This window comes from Paraburkholderia guartelaensis (genome assembly GCF_004353905.1).
GTDB classification, from domain to species: Bacteria; Pseudomonadota; Gammaproteobacteria; order Burkholderiales; family Burkholderiaceae; genus Paraburkholderia; species Paraburkholderia guartelaensis.
The window spans coordinates 238,258-256,651 of sequence record NZ_SMOD01000010.1; the positions used below are offsets into that span (position 1 = coordinate 238,258).

The window sequence follows — 18,394 nt, forward strand, 5'->3', positions numbered from 1 at the left end:
GATTCACAACTGGCGCCGTTCACGCATGAAGCGGCACCGCCTTTTGCGCCCCTTGTCGCGCACGCCCGAAGCCTTACGCTTCGTTCGAGCCCTTCGCGAGACTAGCGAGCCACGCCTCGTCGGCCCGGCTCAACATCTTGTTCTTTCTGGCCCGCGCGATCAGATCGGGCCGCTTGTTCCACGTGTTGCGCAACGCCTCGCGGCGACGCCATTGCTCGATTTCCGCATGATGGCCGCCAAGCAGCACATCGGGCACGCGCACGCCGTCGTATTCCTCGGGGCGCGTGTAATGCGGGCAGTCGAGCAAACCGTCGACGAAGCTGTCCTGCACCGCCGAAAGCGCATCGCCAAGCACGCCCGGCAGATTGCGCACCACGGCGTCCATCAAGGCCATCGCGGGCAATTCGCCCCCCGAGAGCACGAAGTCGCCGAGGCTCACTTCTTCGTCCACGCAGCGGTCGACGAGACGCTGGTCGATCGCTTCATAGCGGCCGCACAACATCACGAGACCCGGCTCCTGCGCGAACTGCATGACGCGTTCGTGCGTGAGCGGCTTGCCTTGCGGCGACATCAGCAGCACCCGCGGAGCGCTCACGCCGGCTTGCGCCTGCGCGGCCTTCGCCGCGTCGATCGCCGCTTCGAGCGGCTTGGCCAGCATGACCATGCCGGGGCCGCCGCCGTAAGGGCGGTCGTCGATCGTACGGTAGTTGTCGGTCGTGAAATCACGCGGATTCCACGTGCGCAACGTGTAACGCTGCTGCTTCGCCGCCCGGCTGGTAATGCCCCAGTCGGTCAGCGCGCGGAACATCTCGGGAAAGAGCGTGACGACATCGAACTGCATCGCTCTCTCCGTTCAGCGAAATTGAATCAAGGCGCGCGGCGAGGTTGCCACAGCGTTGCCGCGGTGCTTAGTAGTCGGCTTCCCAGTCGACGACGATACGCTTCGCCGCCAGGTCCACCGACTTCACGAACACGCCTACAAACGGGATCAGGCGCTCGCCGGTGACCGGCTTGCCATCCTTGTCCGTGGACGCATACGTGACACGCAACACCGATTGCGCGCCATTGTCGATCAGGTCGGCGACCTTGCCGAGCTCGACACCCGCTTCGTTAGCGACGTCGAGGCCGATCAGGTCGACCCAGTAATATTCATCGGCTGCGGGCGCCGGGAATTCGGCCCGGCTCACGTACACGCGCGCGCCGCGCAACAGCAGCGCGGCATCGCGGTCGTCCAGCCCTGAAAGCTGGCCAACGACGCTGTCACCATGAACCTTGGCGCTCACGCGCACCGCGGAATGACGCTCGCGATGCGCCTGACCCTCGCGGCCCTTGAGGAGCCACCAGCGTTTAGCGGAAAGCAGCGCCTGGCTATCCTGCGCGTGCGGCGCGATCTTCAGCCAGCCCTTGAGGCCATAGGCGTCGATCACGGCGCCGACTTCAACGGCGTCGGCAGGCCAACTCGCTTCGGTTTCGGCGCGCAGGCTCCCGGTTGTCCCGGTCGCGGGCGCAGCTTTCGCGGCGCTCTCGCGTGCAGGCTTGCGCACGAACGCGCCGAACGACGGCGCGCCGCGGGCCGCAGCCTTGCCGGCGCCGCTGGTCGCAGCGCTTGTTGCAACTTCGGGCGCCCCGCTTTCCGACGCGTCGTTCGCCTTTACGGCAGATTTAGCGTCATGCGCGGACATCGGCACCCCTTGCGACCAGCTTGAAATCGCATACGCAACTCATGCAGCGCGTACGCGGGTAAAACACAGGCAACAACTGAAAAGACGCTTAAAGACTTAAGCAGCCGGCGCAGCGGCGGCGGTCTTTTGCGCTTCCTTCACGAGGCGCTCGACGGCCGGCGACATTTGCGCGCCGTTTTCCTTCCAGTACGTCACGCGATCTTGAGCGATACGCAGCGTTTCACCCTTGGTGGCGACCGGGTTGTAGAAGCCCACGCGCTCGATGAAACGGCCGTCGCGACGGTTGCGCGAGTCGGTTGCGACGATGTTGTAGAACGGGCGCTTCTTCGAGCCGCCGCGTGCCAGACGGATGATGACCATACTAAAATCCTTGAAAACCGGGGGTTCGGGACTACTGAAACATGCGATTATAGCCCGAAACCGGAGGCATAACAAACACTTAACGGGAATTTGCGCTCGGGCGCGGTGAAAGCAGCAGGACACGGCGGTCAAATTGCGGCCCATGCCCACGATGGGCGGGCCCTGGAGCGAATTGTGGCGACTTTCGGACGACTCGTGCAATGGCTGCGTCGCGTTTGTGGCGGCGGCGTGGGTGGCAGCTCCTTTTTTCCGGTGTCTCGCGAGTCGGCCCGACGCTTCGCAGCGGCGTGGCTCGCCTTTGCCGCCGCCCTGCTCGCGGCGCCGTTCGCTCAAGCGGCGCTTCCCATCGACCGCATCAAGCTGCCGCCGGGCTTCCACATCGAGGTGCTGTCCGCCGACTTGCCCGGTGCGCGCGAAATGACGCTGTCGGAAAACGGCACCCTATATGTGGGGAGTATGGGCGGTGACGTCTACGCGCTCGAACTCAAGGACGGCCGGGCCATCAAGCGCCATATCGTGGCCTCGGGACTGACGATGCCGGTGGGCGTGGCCTGGCGCAACGGCGCATTGTACGTCTCGGCGGTTTCGTCGATCGTGCGGCTCGACGACATCGACCGTCATCTCGACGATCCGCCCAAAGCCGTCGTCGTCACGGATTCGCTGCCCACCGAGCGCCACCACGGCTGGAAGTTCATCGCCTTCGGCCCCGACGGCAAGCTCTATGTACCGCAAGGCGCGCCGTGCAACGTCTGCCTGCCGGCAAGCGACCCGCAGCGCGTGCATTTCGCGATGATCGGCCGCATGGACCCCGACGGCTCGCACTACGAGACCATCGCTCGCGGCGTGCGCAACACGGTCGGTTTCGCGTGGCATCCGCAGACGCACGAACTCTGGTTCACCGACAACGGCCGGGACATGCTCGGCGACGACATCCCCGACGACAAGCTCAACCGCCTCGCGCATGTGGGCGAGGACTTCGGCTTTCCGTATTGTCACGGCGGCAATGTCGCCGACCCCGAGTTCGGCGCAGGCCATCCGTGCAGCGGCTTCACGCCGCCGGTCCTCAAACTCGGCGCGCACGTGGCGTCGCTTGGCATGCGCTTCTATACCGGCCCGATGTTCCCGGCCGATTATAAGAACAGCATTTTCATCGCCGAGCACGGTTCGTGGAACCGCAGCAAAAAGGTCGGCTATCGCGTGGTGCGCGTGAGCGCCAACCCCGACGGCACGAACGCACGCCAGGACGTGTTCGCGCAGGGTTGGCTCAACTCCGACGAAACCCAATGGGGCCGCCCCGCCGACGTGCTGCCGCTGCCCGACGGATCGCTCCTCATCAGCGACGACTATGCGGGCGCGATTTATCGCGTGACCTACGCCAAACCGTGACGCGACTGCCACGTTAAAGATGCAGCCATGGTGCCGGGCATAAGCGTGCGCTTGTGCTGCAAGCCCGGCGTGCGGCATACAATGCCCGGCGGCCCGTGTGCGTTCGACGTGATGCGCCCATGACGGCCGAACGTCCACGCTTCGCCCGAGCCCATGCCCAACGACAAGAACCCCGCACGCTTTCGCTCCAAGACGCTCACCGCCGCCCTCGCCTTCCTGTTTGGCAGCCTCGGCGCACACCGCTTCTATCTGTACGGCCCGCGCGACGTGTGGGGCTGGGCGCATCTGCTCGGCACGCTCATCGGCATTCCAGGCGTGATGCTGCTCGTCGCAACCGAACGCTCCTCGATTCCTGGTTGGGTGCTCGCCGTGATCGGCGCGGTCTCCGTCATCTCGGCGTTTCTGGCGGCGATCGTCTACGGGCTGCGCCCCGACGCCAAATGGGACGCGCAGTTCAACGCCGCGTTTGTCGAGAAAGGCCGCACGAGCCGCTCGGGCTGGACGGTGATCTTCATCGTGATCTTCTCGCTGCTGATTGGCGCGTTCCTGCTGATGACAGGACTCGCGCTCTCGTTTCAAACGTATTTCGAGTCGCAGGTCGAAGCCGCGAAGGCGCTCTCGCAGTAAATCGCGCCGTAAATCGCGCGGTAACGGCTCAGAACAGGTCGAGCTGCGGCTTCTCGCGCACGGTCTTCGACTGCACGAACGCCGACATGTCCAGGATACCGTGGCGCCGCTCGTTGAGCCCGAGGCGCTTCACTGCATTGTGAAAGCGCTGCTTGAGCAGGTCGGCCCACAGCCCCGTGCCCTTCATGCGCTGCGAAAACGCCGACTCGTAATCCTTGCCGCCACGCATGTCGCGCACGCGGCTCATCACGCGATCCGCGCGCTGCGGGAAGTGCGCCGCCAGCCAGTCCTGAAAGAGCGGCGCGACCTCCCACGGCAGGCGCAGTACGATGTAACTCGCGCTTGTCGCACCGGCCTCGGCACAGGCTTCGAGCACGCGCTCCATGTCGGGCTCGGTCACGAACGGAATCACGGGTGCGATGCTCACGCCTACCGGCACGCCGGCTTCGGCTAGCGTGCGGATGGTGCGCAGTCGCCGCGCGGGTGTCGCCGCACGCGGTTCGAGCGTGCGGGCGATATCGGCGTCGAGCGTGGTGATCGTGATCGCCGCCATGAACTGCTTGCGCTCGGCCATCGGCGCGAGGAGGTCGAGATCGCGCTCGATCAACGAGGATTTCGTGATGGCCGCGAACGGATGCTGCCGCTCGGCCAGCACTTCGACGACTCGGCGTGTGATGCGCATGTCGCGCTCCACCGGTTGCCAGGCGTCGGTGTTGACGCCCAGAGCAATCGGCTCGGGCTCGTACGACGGCTTGGCGATTTCCCGCGCGAGCAACTCCGCTGCATTGACCTTCGCGTAGATGCGGCTCTCGAAATCGAGGCCCGGCGAGAGACCGAGATAGCTGTGCGTGGGCCGCGCGAAGCAATAGATGCAGCCATGCTCGCAGCCCCGGTAAGGATTAAGCGAGACGTTGAACGGAATGTCCGGCGACTGGTTGCGCGTGAGGATGCTTTTCGCGCGCTCTTCGAAGACTTCGGTGCGCAGCTTGGGCTCGCCCGTTTCATCGCCTTCGCCATCGCCCTCCCCGCCGACACCCGTCTGCTGCCAGCCGTCGTCGAACGCTTCGCGCTGGTCGACTTCGTAGCGCCCTTGCAGGTTCGTGACCGCGCCGCGCCCCTTGCGCACCGTGGGCGGCGCAACGGGATACCAGGCGTCGGGATCGGGATGATGGGAGTCGGTCACGGCTAGAGAAAATGGACATGAAAACGCGGATCGATACTGTATAAATATACAGTATCGATCCGCGTTGTCGAGTCCTAAAAAAGGGGGCGCTTTCAGCCGCCGCCGTTACCCGTTCATTCCCCCACGGCGATGGTCAGCGTCTCCTTGATCTCTTCCATCACCACGTAGCTCTTCGACTGCACGGCGCCCGGCAGTTGCAGCAGGATGTCGCCGAGCAGCTTGCGGTAGTCGGCCATCTCGCCGATGCGCGCCTTGATGAGATAGTCGAAGTCACCCGAGACGAGATGGCATTCGAGCACCTCGGGAATCTTCTGCACCTCGCGGCGGAACTGGTCGAACATGTTGCCGCTCTTGTGGTCGAGCGTGATCTCCACGAACACGAGCAGCGCCGCGCCCAGCACCGAGGGATTCACGCGCGCGAAGTAGCCGGTGATCACGCCGTCGCGCTCCATGCGCTTCACGCGCTCGATGCACGGCGTGACCGACAGCCCGACCTGCTCCGCGAGGTCCTTCATGGCCATGCGACCGTCTTCCTGAAGCAGTTTCAGGATGCGGTGATCGAGCCGGTCGAGCGCGCGGACCGGTTGGCGCTGCGTTCTCATGATTTCTTCCCGAAAATCTGAAAAATACGATAACAAAACCTAGACGCACAACAATAGCATAGCTACAAATACTGGCTACACCCGAATTTTCATGCCTTCTTCCCTATCGGTGCCAAAACACGGCTTCCGGGGACCCGGCAACGCGGCGTAGCTCAACGAATCTATATGGAGCAGCTATGCGAGTCGTCGTGTTGGGCAGTGGTGTGGTCGGTGTGGCCAGCGCCTGGTATCTCGCCCGCGCGGGCCACGAAGTCACGGTGATCGACCGCGAGGCCGGTCCCGCACTCGAAACCAGTTTCGCCAATGCCGGCCAGATCTCGCCGGGCTATGCCGCACCGTGGGCCGCGCCGGGCGTCCCGCTCAAGGCGATCAAATGGATGTTCGAGAAGCACGCGCCGCTCGCCATTCGTCTGGACGGCACGAAGTTCCAGCTGCAGTGGATGTGGCAGATGCTGCAGAACTGCACGGCCGAACGCTACGCGCTCAACAAAGGCCGCATGGTGCGTCTCGCGGAATACAGCCGCGACTGCCTGCAGGCGTTGCGCGCCGATACGGGCATTCAGTATGAAGGCCGCACGGGCGGCACGCTCCAGGTGTTCCGCACGCAGCAGCAGTTCGACGGCGCGGCGAAGGACATCGCCGTGCTCGAAGACGCGAACGTTCCGTACGAACTGCTCACCGCGGCCGAACTCGGCCGCGCCGAACCCGCACTTGCGGCGGTGTCGGGCAAGCTCACGGGCGGCCTGCGTCTGCCCGGCGACGAAACCGGCGACTGCCAGATGTTCACCACGCGCCTCGCCGCCATGGCCGAACAACTGGGTGTGAAATTCCGCTACAACACGCCGATCGACGGTCTCGCCATGCAGGGCGACCGTATCGCGGGCGTGCAATGCGGCAGCGAGCTGGTGCGCGCCGATTCGTTCGTGGTCGCACTCGGCTCCTTCTCGACGAAGATGCTCGCGGGTCTCATCAAGATTCCGGTCTATCCGCTCAAGGGCTATTCGATCACGGCGCCGATCGTGAATGCGAGCGCCGCGCCGGTTTCGACCGTGCTCGACGAAACCTACAAGATCGCGATCACGCGTTTTGACGACCGCATCCGCGTGGGCGGCATGGCCGAGATCGTCGGCTTCGACAAGACGCTCAAGCAAGCCCGCCGCGAAACGCTCGAAATGTGCGTCAACGATCTGTTCCCGGGCGGCGGCGACACGACGAAGGCCACCTTCTGGACGGGCCTGCGTCCGATGACGCCGGACGGCACGCCGGTTGTCGGCCGCACGCCGATCTCGAACCTGTTCCTGAACACGGGTCACGGCACGCTCGGCTGGACGATGTCGTGCGGCTCGGGCCAGTTGCTCGCCGATCTGATCTCGGGCAAGCAGCCCGCCATCCGCGCCGACGATCTTTCGGTGCACCGCTATCTCGGCGACACGCAAGGCTCGCATCGCCCGGCTTATGCCTGAAGCAATTCACGTGGCTTGAACGAACACGGCGCCTCCAGGGCGCCGTGTTTCATTTTTCGCTTTGAGTAGCGCGCGGCTGCGTCAGAACTGATCCTCCGCCAGCGCCAGCACGCCCTCGCTGCCGTTTGCGCTGACGATCGCCGCTTCGAGCGCCACCGCCTGCGGCAAGACATGTTGCGCGAAGAACTGCGCCGTGGCGATCTTCGCGCCATGAAACTTTGGGTCCGCCTGCATGAGACGCTGCGAGGCGAGCATGGCGCGCGCCATCTGCCAGCCGCCCAGCACGATGCCCGCGAGCTTCAGATACGGCACGCTGCCCGCGAACACCGCGTTCGGATCGCTTTTCGCCTTCGCGAGCACGAAGTCCACGGCCGACGCCAACGCATCCTTGCCGAGCGCGAGATGCTTGCGCATCGACTCGAACGCCGCGCCTTGTTGTGCGGCCAAGGCGTCGACGGTCTGCGCGATATCGGCAAGCAGCGCCTTTGCCGCCGCGCCGCCGTCGCGCAGCGTCTTGCGCCCGATGAGATCGTTCGCCTGGATCGCCGTCGTGCCCTCGTAGATCGGCAGGATGCGCGCATCGCGGTAGAACTGCGCCGCGCCCGTTTCCTCGATGAAGCCCATTCCGCCATGCACCTGCACGCCGAGGCTCGTCACTTCCAGCGCCAGTTCGGTGCTCCAGCCCTTCACGATCGGCACGAGGTACTCGTAGCGCGCCTGATGCCGCGCACGGGCCGCCTCGTCGGGGTCGCCGTGCGCGCGGTCGCTCTCGCCTGCCGCCACATAAGCGAGCGCACGCGCGGCTTCGGTGAGCGCACGCATCGTGGCGAGCATGCGGCGCACGTCGGGGTGATGGATGATGCTCACGGCCGCTTTCGCGGAACCATCTACCGGGCGGCTCTGCACGCGCTCCTTCGCGTAGGCGAGTGCCTTCTGGTACGCGCGGTCGGAGACGGCCACGCCCTGCATGCCCACCGCAAAACGCGCCGCGTTCATCATGATGAACATGTATTCGAGGCCGCGATTCTCTTCGCCGATCAACTGGCCAATCGCGCCGCCGTGGTCGCCGAACTGCAGCACGGCGGTCGGGCTCGCCTTGATGCCGAGCTTGTGTTCGATCGACACGCAGTGCACGTCGTTTCGCGCGCCCAGCGTGCCATCGTCGTTCACGAGAAATTTCGGCACGATGAAGAGCGAGATGCCCTTCACGCCTTCGGGCGCCGTGGGCGTGCGCGCGAGCACGAGATGGACGATGTTCTCCGCCATGTCGTGCTCGCCCCACGTGATGAAGATCTTCGTGCCGAACACCTTGTACGTGCCGTCACCTTGCGGCTCGGCGCGCGTGCGCACGGCGGCGAGATCGGAGCCCGCCTGCGGCTCGGTGAGGTTCATCGTGCCGGTCCAGTCGCCGGAGATGAGCTTCGGCACGAAGCGCTGCTTTTGCGCTTCGCTGCCAGCGGTAAGGAGCGCTTCGATGGCGCCGTCGGTCAGCAGCGGACACAGTGCGAACGAAAGATTCGCCGCGTTGAGCATTTCCACGCATGGCGTGCCAACGAGCTTCGGCAAACCTTGTCCTTCGTATTCCTGAGGATGCTGCACGCCTTGCCATCCGCCTTCCACGTATTGCCGGAATGCCGCCTTGAAACCGGGCGTGGCGTGCACGTTGCCGCTTTCCCAACGGCTCGGATTGCGGTCTCCTTCGGCGTTCAGCGGCTCGAGCACTTCGCCGCATAGCTTCGCGGCTTCGTGCAACACCGCTTCGACCGTTTCGGGCGTGGCGTCTTCGCCGCCCGGCAACTTCGCGATTTCTTCGAGGCCGGCCAGTTCCTTCATGACGAACAGCATGTCGCTCGTGGGCGCCTGGTACATTTCTGTCTCCTCCTGTCGGTATGCGGTTCCTCAAATGACAAAGGGGCGCTGCTGCGCCCCTTTGTTGCTTCGTCTCACGCCACGCGTTCAATCATGATACGCGGCGCTCGTCGCTAGTTACACCGGCCGGATTCAGCCGAGTTCCTTCACGAGTTCCGGCACGACCGTGAACAGGTCGCCCACGAGGCCGTAATCGGCCACGCTGAAGATCGGTGCTTCTTCGTCCTTGTTGATCGCGACAATGACCTTCGAGTCCTTCATGCCGGCCAGATGCTGGATCGCACCCGAGATGCCGACCGCCACATACAGTTGCGGCGCGACGATCTTGCCGGTTTGACCGACCTGGTAGTCGTTCGGCACGTAGCCAGCATCGACGGCTGCGCGCGATGCGCCGAGCGCGGCGTTGAGCTTGTCCGCGAGAGGTTCGAGAACCTTCGTGTAGTTCTCGCCGCTGCCCAGACCCCGGCCGCCCGAGACGATGATCTTCGCGCTCGTGAGTTCCGGACGGTCGAGCTTCGTGACTTCACGGCCGATGAACTGCGTGAGGCCGCTGTCTGCCGCGGCTTCGATCTTCTCGACTGCTGCGCTGCCGCCTTCGGCTGCGACCGGGTCGAATCCCGTCGTACGGACAGTGATGACCTTGATCGGATCGATCGATTGAACGATCGCGATGGCGTTGCCCGCGTAGATCGGACGCTCGAACGTGTCCGGCGAATCCACGGCGGTGATGTCGCTGATCTGCGCGACGTCGAGCTTCGCGGCGATACGCGGCGTGACGTTCTTGCCCGCTGCCGTTGCCGGCGCCAGGATGTGCGTGTAGTTCTTGGCGATGGCGAGGACCGTCGCTTCGACGTTCTCGGCGAGACCCTGCTCGAGTTGCGGCGCATCGGCCAGCAGCACCTTTGCAACGCCTGCGATCTTCGCGGCTGCGTCGGCAGCAGCTTGTGCATTGTGGCCCGCGACCAGCACGTGCACGTCGCCACCAATTTTCTGTGCTGCGGCGACCGTGTTCAGCGTCGCGGCCTTGATCGAGTGATTGTCGTGTTCAGCAATAACCAGATTCGTCATTTTCGTCTCGCTCCTTACAGCACCTTGGCTTCCGTCTTCAGCTTCTCGACCAGCGTCTTCACGTCCGGCACCTTCACGCCTGCGCTGCGCTTGGGCGGCTCGGCAACCTTCAGCGTCTTCAGACGCGGCGTGACGTCGACGCCCAGGTCTTCCGGCTTGACGGTTTCCAGCGGCTTCTTCTTCGCCTTCATGATGTTCGGCAGCGTGACGTAGCGCGGCTCGTTCAGGCGCAGATCCGTCGTAACGACTGCGGGCAGCGTCAGCGACAGCGTTTCAGCACCGCCGTCCACTTCGCGCGACACGGTCGCCTTGCCGTCGGCAACGACCACCTTCGAGGCAAACGTAGCCTGCGGCAGGTTCGCCAGCGCGGCGAGCATCTGGCCGGTCTGGTTCGAATCGTCGTCGATAGCCTGCTTGCCGAGGATGACCAGTTGCGGCTGTTCCTTGTCGACCAGCGCCTTCAGGAGCTTCGCCACAGCCAGCGGCTGGAGGTCTTCATTCGACTCGATGAGGATCGCGCGATCCGCGCCGATGGCCAGCGCCGTGCGCAGCGTTTCCTGCGCTTGCGTCACGCCCGCCGAAACGGCGATGACTTCCGTCGCCACGCCCGCTTCCTTCAGACGCACCGCCTCTTCCACGGCGATCTCGTCGAACGGGTTCATCGACATCTTCACGTTGGCGATGTCGACGCCCGTGCCATCCGACTTCACACGAACCTTCACGTTGTAATCGACTACGCGTTTGACTGGCACAAGGACTTTCATTCACATGCTCCGAAGTTACGAATACGTCAACCTGGCGGACATTATAGCGATAGCCCTGTCGGGCCGATCTGCCACCAGCAATTTTCACGAACCACCGCTGCCGCACCCCGGTCGTCAGTAGCGAACGATCGTGCGATTTTACGGTGGAAAAAACCCGGGCATCAAGCCCGGGCGCCGAAAAATATCTCTAATTTCACGGCCCGGAGGGTTCTACCAGGAGGTGATGACCGCCCCGCCGAACGTCGTTTCGACGTAGTGCTTCACTTCCGGCGAGTGGTACGCGGCGACCAGTTTTGCCACCCAGGGCTTGTTGCGGTCGGCCTCGCGGATCGCGAGGATATTCACGTACGGCCCCTTCGGGTCTTCGATTGCGATCGCGTCCTGTTTCGGCTTCAGGCCCGCTTGCATGGCGAAGTTCGTGTTGATCGCGGCGGCGTCCACGTCGTCGAGCGAACGCGGAATCTGCGCGGCGTCCAGTTCGACGATCTTCAGCTTCCTGGGGTTTTCCACGACGTCGAGCGGCGTCGCCTTCAAACCTGCGTCGGCGCGCAACTTGATGAGACCCTGGCTCTGAAGCAGCAGCAACGCACGGCCGCCATTCGTCGGATCATTCGGCACCGCGATGCGAGCGCCCGGCTTCAGTTCGGAGAGCGATTTGATCTTCTTCGAGTAGATGCCCATCGGGAACGTAACGGTGTCGGCGATCTTGATCAGCTTGTAGCCGCGATCCTTCACCTGCGCGTCGAGATACGGCGCGTGCTGGTAGCTGTTGGCGTCGAGGTCGCCGCCCGCGAGCGCCGCATTCGGCTGCACGTAGTCGGAGAACTCGATGATCTTGATGTTCAGGCCGCTCTTCGCGGCCACGCTCTTCACGACTTCCATCACCTGCTCGTGCGGGCCGCCCGTTACGCCCACCTTGATGGTTTCGTCCGCGTGCGCAGCAAGCGGTGCGATGAGCGAAGCCGCGCCAAGCGCCGCCGCGAGCCGGATCATGAAACGACGTTGCATACCAAACCTTTGTCTTGTGTAGTTATGTTGATCGAGAAACCGCTTGTTTTAAGGCTTATTTATGGCTCAGGCGCCGCACGAGCCAGTCGCCGAACGACTGCACGAGTTGCACGAACACGATCAGGATCACGACCACGATCAGCATGACTTCGGGTTCGAAGCGCTGATAGCCGTAGCGGATGCCGAGGTCGCCAAGACCGCCGCCGCCGATGGCGCCAGCCATCGCCGAATAGCCGACGAGCGAGATGAACGTGATGGTGAGCCCCGCCACGACGCCCGGCAGCGACTCGGGCAGCAGCACCTTGAAGACGATCTGGCTCGTGCTCGCGCCCATGGCCTGGGCGGCTTCGATCAGGCCGCGATCGACTTCGCGCAGCGCCGTTTCGACGAGCCGCGCGATGAACGGTGCAGCGGCAATGGTGAGCGGCACGACGGCTGCCGCCGTGCCGATCGACGAGCCGACCACGAGGCGCGTGAACGGAATCACGGCAACGAGCAGAATGATGAACGGCGTGGAGCGCACGGCATTGACGATCACCCCCATCACGCGATTCGCGGCGATGTTCTGCAGCACGCCGTTGCGATCGGTGAGATAGAGCAGCACGCCGAGCGGCAGGCCGATGGCCGCGCCCACGAGTCCCGAGATGCCCACCATGACGAGCGTCTCCCAGAACGACTGGACGAACATGTCGAACATTTCACTCCACATGGGACAGTTCCTCCACCACGACACCTTGTTCGCGCAGCCACGCCATGGCCTGCGCCACCTTCACCGGATCGCCGCCCGCGAGCACCGCGAGCGAGCCGAACGCCTGCCCCTGGATCTCGTCGATCTGGCCGTGCAGGATGTTGAAATCGAGTTCGAAGCGGCGAATCGTCTCCGAAAGAACCGGCTGGTCGACGCCCGTGCCCTTGAACGCGAGGCGCAGCAAGTGGCCGCTGCCCTTCGCGAGATGCTCGGCCACGCGCGCCTTGAGCGCGGGCGGCAGCTCCTGGGCGATCACATCGCCGAGCAGCGCGCGCGTGACTTCGTGGCGCGGCTGCAGGAACACGTCGATCACGGGGCCGCTTTCCACCACGCGGCCCGCATCGAGCACGGCCACGCGGTCGCAGACCTGTTTGATCACTTCCATCTGGTGCGTGATCATCACGATGGTCAGGTTCAGTTCGCGATTGATCTTGCGCAGCAGGTCGAGAATCGCGCGCGTGGTTTCGGGGTCGAGCGCCGAGGTCGCCTCATCCGAAAGCAGCACCTTCGGCTTGCTCGCGAGCGCGCGCGCAATACCCACGCGCTGCTTCTGGCCGCCGCTGATCTGCGAGGGATAGCGGTCTTTCTGCGCGGAGAGGCCGACGAGTTCGAGCAGCGGCAGCACCGTCGCTTCGATTTCGGCGCGCTTCACGCCGGCCAGTTCGAGCGGCAGCGCGACGTTGTCGAACACGGTGCGCGACGACAGCAGGTTGAAGTGCTGGAAGATCATGCCGATCTCGCGGCGCGCTTCGCGCAGTTGGGCCGACGAGAGCGACGTCAGCGTGCGCCCATTGACGACGATGTCGCCTTCGGTGGGCCGCGTGAGCAGGTTGATGGTGCGCACGAGCGTGCTCTTGCCTGCGCCGCTGCGCCCGATGATGCCGAACACTTCGCCCGGCGGAATCGTCAGATTGACGTTGTGCAGCGCCTCGATCCAGCCTTGCGGGCCGGCGAAGCGCTGGGAAACGTTTCGAATTTCGATCATGGAAGAAAAGCAAAACGGCGGGTGTGCCGCGCGCCGCTCGCGCAGGCCGCTCTTTTCAGTAGCGGAAAACGCGTCGCGCCGGCAGACAGCCGCCGTTTGATGGACTGGATTTAGCGCACTATTTTACCCTGGCACGCAAAATTCCTTTTAATAATCAATTTCGATATTTTCATAACTCATTTGCATTAGAGGGTTCTGGCAGCGCGTGGCCGCCCGCGCGGCCGCTACACTGCTGCCGACAGGCTGATACCGAAAACGACCCGCCACCCACCACCGCGTAAAGCCCAAACAGGGAGCGAGATGGAGACCAGTCAGAACATCGCCATGGCGCAAGCCGCCGAACCCGCCAAGCTAGCGACGCTGCGTACGCGTGACGGCGTCGAACTGCCACTCTACGTCTGGCGCGCGAGCGCGCCGCCGCGTGCGGCCATCGCGCTGATTCATGGTCTGGCGGAACACGCGGGCCGCTATGCGGCGCTCGCCGCGCGGCTGAACGCCGCGGGCATCGATGTCTACGCAATCGACCTGCGCGGTCACGGGCAAGCGCCTGGGCGCCGCACCTGGATCGCTCACTTCGACGAATATCTCGACGACGCCGAGGCGCTCCTCGCCCATGCGAGCGCGCAATGCGCGACACAGGGCACACCACTCTTCCTGATGGGACACAGCATGGGCGGAGCAATCTCCGCGCTCTACGCCGTCGAGCGCCTGCCGCAATCGCGCGTGCCGCTCGCGGGTCTGCTGCTTTCGAGCGCGGCGCTCGCGCCGGGCCGCGACGTGCCCGCGTGGAAAATCGCTGCGAGCCGCGTGATCAGCGCGATCTGGCCGACCTTTCCGGCCATGAAGATCGACGCCGCGCTGCTCGCGCGCAGGCACGAAGTGGTCGAAGCCAATCGCGCCGATCCGCTCGTGCATCACGGCGCGATTCCCGCCCGCACGGGAGCGCAATTGCTGGAAGCGATGAAGCGCATCGAGGCCGGCCGCGCCCAACTGCGGCTACCCGTGCTGATCTGGCATGGCACCGAGGACAAGCTCACCGAGCCCGAAGGCAGCCGCGCCTTCGCTGCGAACGTGGGATCGCCCGATCGCACACTCACGCTATATGAAGGCAGCTACCACGAAACGCTCAACGACCTCGATCGGGAGCGCGTGATCGGCGCGCTGATCGACTGGATCGACCGGCACTGCTGAGCGGTCAGGCGCGCTACTTCGCGCCGCGTTTCTCGATGAACGCCTGCACGCCGTCGAGCGCGGGGTCGGTCATCATGTTGCAGGCCATGGTCTGCCCGGCCAGTTGATACGCGGCGTCGATGCCCATTTCGAGCTGCCGGTAGAAGAGGCCCTTGCCTGCCTCGACCGCCTCGCGCGGCTTCGCACAGATGCTCGCGGCCAGGGCGGTCACGGCGGCGTCGAGTTCGTCGGCGGGCACCACGCGATTCACGAGGCCTTCGCGCAACGCCTTGTCCGCATCGATGAACTCGCCCGTCATCAGCATCTCGAAGGCCGCCTTGCGCGAGACGTTGCGCGAGAGCGGCACGGCGGGCGTCGAGCAAAAGAGCCCGAGGTTGATGCCCGACACCGCAAAGCGCGCCGAGTCCGCCGCCACCGCCAGATCGCACATCGCGACGAGCTGGCAGCCCGCCGCCGTCGCCACGCCCTGCACGCGCGCGATGACGGGCTGCGGCATCTTCTGAATGGCGTTCATCATCTTCGAGCAGCGCTCGAACAGCTTCGCGTAGTACTCGTGCGAGGGCGCCGCGCGCATTTCCCTGAGATCGTGGCCCGCGCAGAACGCGCGCCCCGCCGCTGCGATCACGACCACGCGCGCGTCGGATTTCGCTAACGCCGTGAGTTCGCCCTGCAATGCATCGATGAGTGCTTCGGAAAGCGCATTGAACGCATCCGGGCGGTTCAGCGTGAGGCGCACGACGCCCGGCACGCCATACGCGTCGCGCGTGACATCGACAAGCGACGGCGATGAAGAGGGAATGGCACTCACGATGCGTGTCTCCTTCGTTCGAATGTGTGCGATGCGGGCCAGCGCTCAGGGCCGCGCAGGCCGCCTAGATATCCGCCAGCGCGCGCAGATGCGCCACCACGCTGCGGCCAAGCGCCGAGAGGTTATAGCCGCCTTCGAGGCTGCTCACGATGCGCCCCTTCGCATAGCGGCCCGCGATCTCGCGAATCTGGTCCGTGATCCACGCGAAGTCGTCCTCCACGAGCCCCATGTTGCCGAGGTCGTCTTCGCGATGCGCGTCGAAGCCCGCCGAGACGAACACCATCTCCGGCTTGAACTCGTGCAGCCGCGGCAGCCACATGATGTCGATGGCCTCGCGCACTTCCATGCCTTTCGTGCGCGCCGCGATCGGCAGATTGACCATGTTCGGCGCCGGATTCTCGGCACCCGAGTACGGATAGAACGGATGCTGAAAGAAGCTGCACATCAGCACGCGCGAGTCGCCCGCGAACGCCGCCTCGGTGCCGTTGCCGTGATGCACGTCGAAATCGACGATCGCCACGCGTTGGAGGCCATGGACTTCGAGTGCATGGCGCGCCGCGATCGCGATGTTGTTGAAGAAACAAAAGCCCATCGCGCGCGCGGGCTCCGCGTGATGGCCGGGCGGGCGCACGCTGCAGAATGCATTCTCGTAGCGCCCGGCGAGCACCGCGTCGGTGGCCGCGATCGCCGCGCCCGCCGCACGCAGCGCCGCCTGCCACGTGTGCGGATTCATCAGCGTGTCGGGGTCGATGCTCGCGTAGCCTTCCTTGGGCGCCAGGTTGCGGATGAAGTCGATGTGCGCCTGGGTATGCACGCGCAGGAGGTCCGCCTCGGTCGCGAGCGGCGCGGATTCGTCGCGCTCGATCAGCGCGTCGATGCGGCTCGAGATCAGCTGGTCTTCGATCGCTTGCAGACGCGCGGGGCATTCAGGATGCCATTCGCCCATCTCATGCAGCAGAAAATCGGGGTGAGAGAAGAAACCGGTCGTCATGAGTCGCACTCGCCGCGGGCTTCGCGCATGCGCGCGGCCGCGGGTCTCCTTCTGTCTGTCGGCCAGAGTTGGCGCTTTAGCGCCTTACTCTGGTCCCATGCAATCTGGTTGCGTTTGTCTGGCGGCGCGCCGGCCGGCGCGCGAACAGACACCACGTTACCACAGCGACCTGGTGCTCACGCGCCACGCCGGCGCGCAACGGCCCGATTCCCGCAAGGCGCTCGGTTATACTGCCCGGGTTCTTCCTGGACCGCTCTCCCCCCCTCTCTCTCATGACCCTCAAGACCGCTCTGTCCGCCTCCAGCAGCCCACGTCGCACGACCCTCGCACTCGCGCTTTGCGTCGCGGCGTCGTTGTGCACCGGCGCGGCGCGCGCGCAAACTGCCGCGCCGAAATCGCGACAGACGCCGCTCACGCTCGCACAGGCACAGCCGCAAACGCCGACGCAGGGCCAGACGTTCGAAGAGGAAATCGTCCCGCAGCGCTACGCGAACAATCCGGACGTCGACGGCTTCATCAACGACATGGTGGCGCGCTACGACTTCGATCCCACCGCACTGCATGCGCTTTTCGCCAGCGCGAATTATTCGGCGACGGCGGTGAAACTCGTCACGCCCTCGCCGGTTCCGGGGGTGAAGAACTGGCGCGCATATCAGGCTCGCTTCCTCGACCCGGTGCGCATCAATGCGGGCGTGCGCTTCTGGCGCGCGAACCAGGCCACGCTGCAGCGCGCGTCGGAAGAGTTTGGTGTGCCGCCCGAGGTGATCGTCGGCATCATCGGTGTGGAGACGATCTACGGCCGCTACATGGGCAACTTCCGCGTGCTCGATGCGCTGACCACGCTCGCCTTCGATTATCCGAACACGCCGAACCGCGCCGAGCGCATGGCGACGTTCCGCAAGAATCTCGAGGACTACCTCGTGTGGACGCGCGACGCGCAGATCGATCCGTCGTCGGTGCTCGGCTCGTACACGGGCGCGATCGGCATTCCGCAGTTCCTGCCGAGCAGCATCGTGCAGTACGCGGTGGACTACGAGGGCAACAATCACATCGACCTGCGCGGGAGCACGGCCGACGCGATCGGCAGCGTGGCGAACTATCTGCGGCAGAACGGCTGGGAATCGGGGCGCCCTGTGGTGTGGAATATCGCCACCGATGCGGGCAGCCTCGGCATCGCACAGGCCGCCGCCGACGGCAAGCCCGAACCGCGCTGGCCGCTGAGCCAGTTGCTGCGCTCAGGCCTCGTGCTCGACCAGCCGGACGTGGATATCGCCGCCGAGGCAAGCACACCTGTCACGGTGATCGACCTGCCCTCGCCTGGCCGCGGCACCGAGTACAAGCTCGGGCTCAAGAACTTTTATGTGCTGACGCGCTATAACCGGAGCTTCTTCTACGCGCTCGCGGTGTATCAGCTGGGCATGCGCGTGAAGGCGCAGATGCTGGCGACGCAGCCGGGCGTGGGTGTGGGCCCGGCGAACGGAAATGGTGGGAATGGCAGCAATGGCGGCGTCAACGGCGGGAACGGAAATGGCAACGGCAACGGCATGAACAGCGCCCCGAATGGCACTGGCACGACGCCACCCGCGCAGCAAGACTAACTTCAGCGGCACAAAGCAAAACGGCCTTCGGAAACATCGAAGGCCGTTTTTTTATGTCCAC

At 64.7% G+C, this 18,394-nt stretch carries 18 protein-coding genes; 5 read left to right on the plus strand and 13 right to left on the minus strand.

Annotated features, from left to right (window positions below; all coding sequences use genetic code 11):
* Positions 1-73 precede the first annotated feature (73 nt).
* The 3 genes from trmD to rpsP all read right to left on the minus strand — a co-directional run bounded on the left by trmD (position 74) and on the right by rpsP (position 2,042).
* Entirely contained in the window at positions 74-841 is a 768-nt protein-coding gene (gene trmD, locus E1N52_RS15760) for a tRNA (guanosine(37)-N1)-methyltransferase TrmD (RefSeq protein ID WP_133183683.1), read from the minus strand.
* 67 nt (positions 842-908) lie between these two features.
* Positions 909-1,682 carry a ribosome maturation factor RimM gene (gene rimM / locus E1N52_RS15765; protein ID WP_133183684.1) on the minus strand — a complete coding sequence of 258 codons (774 nt, stop codon included), beginning with the start codon at positions 1,680-1,682 and terminating at the stop codon, positions 909-911.
* Positions 1,683-1,778: 96 nt separating this feature from the next.
* Positions 1,779-2,042 (minus strand): 30S ribosomal protein S16, encoded by a 264-nt coding sequence (rpsP, locus tag E1N52_RS15770; RefSeq protein ID WP_028206744.1) that lies wholly within the window; start codon positions 2,040-2,042, stop codon positions 1,779-1,781.
* Positions 2,043-2,294: 252 nt separating this feature from the next.
* Between rpsP and E1N52_RS15775 the strand changes: the two genes are divergently transcribed.
* Both E1N52_RS15775 and E1N52_RS15780 read left to right on the plus strand, forming a co-directional pair.
* Complete coding sequence (locus tag E1N52_RS15775) at positions 2,295-3,428, plus strand: PQQ-dependent sugar dehydrogenase (RefSeq protein WP_425468072.1); 1,134 nt, start codon at positions 2,295-2,297, stop codon at positions 3,426-3,428.
* Between the two features lie 153 nt (positions 3,429-3,581).
* Positions 3,582-4,055 (plus strand): NINE protein, encoded by a 474-nt coding sequence (locus tag E1N52_RS15780; RefSeq protein WP_133183686.1) that lies wholly within the window; start codon positions 3,582-3,584, stop codon positions 4,053-4,055.
* Positions 4,056-4,083: 28 nt separating this feature from the next.
* Here E1N52_RS15780 and E1N52_RS15785 read toward each other — a convergent pair whose 3' ends face one another.
* Both E1N52_RS15785 and E1N52_RS15790 read right to left on the minus strand, forming a co-directional pair.
* The gene (locus E1N52_RS15785) at positions 4,084-5,238 is read right to left on the minus strand and encodes a PA0069 family radical SAM protein (protein WP_133183688.1); all 1,155 of its coding nucleotides are present in this window, start codon (positions 5,236-5,238) and stop codon (positions 4,084-4,086) included.
* A 113-nt stretch (positions 5,239-5,351) separates the two neighbouring features.
* Positions 5,352-5,840, minus strand: a complete 489-nt coding sequence (locus E1N52_RS15790; protein WP_042261052.1) for an Lrp/AsnC ligand binding domain-containing protein — start codon at positions 5,838-5,840, stop codon at positions 5,352-5,354.
* 176 nt (positions 5,841-6,016) lie between these two features.
* On the opposite strand from E1N52_RS15790, the gene E1N52_RS15795 reads away from it, so the two are divergent.
* Positions 6,017-7,303: a D-amino acid dehydrogenase gene (locus tag E1N52_RS15795; protein WP_133183690.1), complete on the plus strand. Its 1,287-nt coding sequence runs from the start codon at positions 6,017-6,019 to the stop codon at positions 7,301-7,303.
* 81 nt (positions 7,304-7,384) lie between these two features.
* Here E1N52_RS15795 and E1N52_RS15800 read toward each other — a convergent pair whose 3' ends face one another.
* The 6 genes from E1N52_RS15800 to E1N52_RS15825 form a co-directional block, all read right to left on the minus strand.
* Positions 7,385-9,172 (minus strand): acyl-CoA dehydrogenase, encoded by a 1,788-nt coding sequence (locus tag E1N52_RS15800; protein WP_133183691.1) that lies wholly within the window; start codon positions 9,170-9,172, stop codon positions 7,385-7,387.
* Between the two features lie 132 nt (positions 9,173-9,304).
* On the minus strand, positions 9,305-10,240 hold the full coding sequence (locus tag E1N52_RS15805) for an electron transfer flavoprotein subunit alpha/FixB family protein (RefSeq protein ID WP_133183692.1): 936 nt from the start codon (positions 10,238-10,240) through the stop codon (positions 9,305-9,307).
* 14 nt (positions 10,241-10,254) lie between these two features.
* Positions 10,255-11,004, minus strand: coding sequence for an electron transfer flavoprotein subunit beta/FixA family protein (locus E1N52_RS15810; protein ID WP_133183693.1), 750 nt, complete (start codon positions 11,002-11,004; stop codon positions 10,255-10,257).
* Positions 11,005-11,214: 210 nt separating this feature from the next.
* Positions 11,215-12,012, minus strand: a complete 798-nt coding sequence (locus E1N52_RS15815) for a MetQ/NlpA family ABC transporter substrate-binding protein (RefSeq protein WP_133183694.1) — start codon at positions 12,010-12,012, stop codon at positions 11,215-11,217.
* 55 nt (positions 12,013-12,067) lie between these two features.
* On the minus strand, positions 12,068-12,721 hold the full coding sequence (locus E1N52_RS15820; RefSeq protein WP_069262628.1) for a methionine ABC transporter permease: 654 nt from the start codon (positions 12,719-12,721) through the stop codon (positions 12,068-12,070).
* Entirely contained in the window at positions 12,711-13,745 is a 1,035-nt protein-coding gene (locus tag E1N52_RS15825) for a methionine ABC transporter ATP-binding protein (protein ID WP_133183695.1), read from the minus strand. The genes E1N52_RS15820 and E1N52_RS15825 overlap by 11 nt, the downstream gene beginning before the upstream one ends.
* A gap of 300 nt (positions 13,746-14,045) precedes the next feature.
* Here E1N52_RS15825 and E1N52_RS15830 point away from each other — a divergent pair, with 300 nt between their 5' ends.
* Positions 14,046-14,936, plus strand: a complete 891-nt coding sequence (locus tag E1N52_RS15830; protein ID WP_133183696.1) for an alpha/beta hydrolase — start codon at positions 14,046-14,048, stop codon at positions 14,934-14,936.
* Positions 14,937-14,949: 13 nt separating this feature from the next.
* On the opposite strand, the gene E1N52_RS15835 is transcribed toward E1N52_RS15830, so the two are convergent.
* Complete coding sequence (locus E1N52_RS15835) at positions 14,950-15,744, minus strand: enoyl-CoA hydratase (protein ID WP_133183697.1); 795 nt, start codon at positions 15,742-15,744, stop codon at positions 14,950-14,952.
* A 64-nt stretch (positions 15,745-15,808) separates the two neighbouring features.
* The gene (locus E1N52_RS15840; protein ID WP_133183698.1) at positions 15,809-16,735 is read right to left on the minus strand and encodes a histone deacetylase family protein; all 927 of its coding nucleotides are present in this window, start codon (positions 16,733-16,735) and stop codon (positions 15,809-15,811) included.
* Between the two features lie 272 nt (positions 16,736-17,007).
* Between E1N52_RS15840 and mltB the strand changes: the two genes are divergently transcribed.
* Positions 17,008-18,333 carry a lytic murein transglycosylase B gene (gene mltB, locus E1N52_RS15845; RefSeq protein WP_133183699.1) on the plus strand — a complete coding sequence of 442 codons (1,326 nt, stop codon included), beginning with the start codon at positions 17,008-17,010 and terminating at the stop codon, positions 18,331-18,333.
* Positions 18,334-18,394 lie beyond the last annotated feature (61 nt).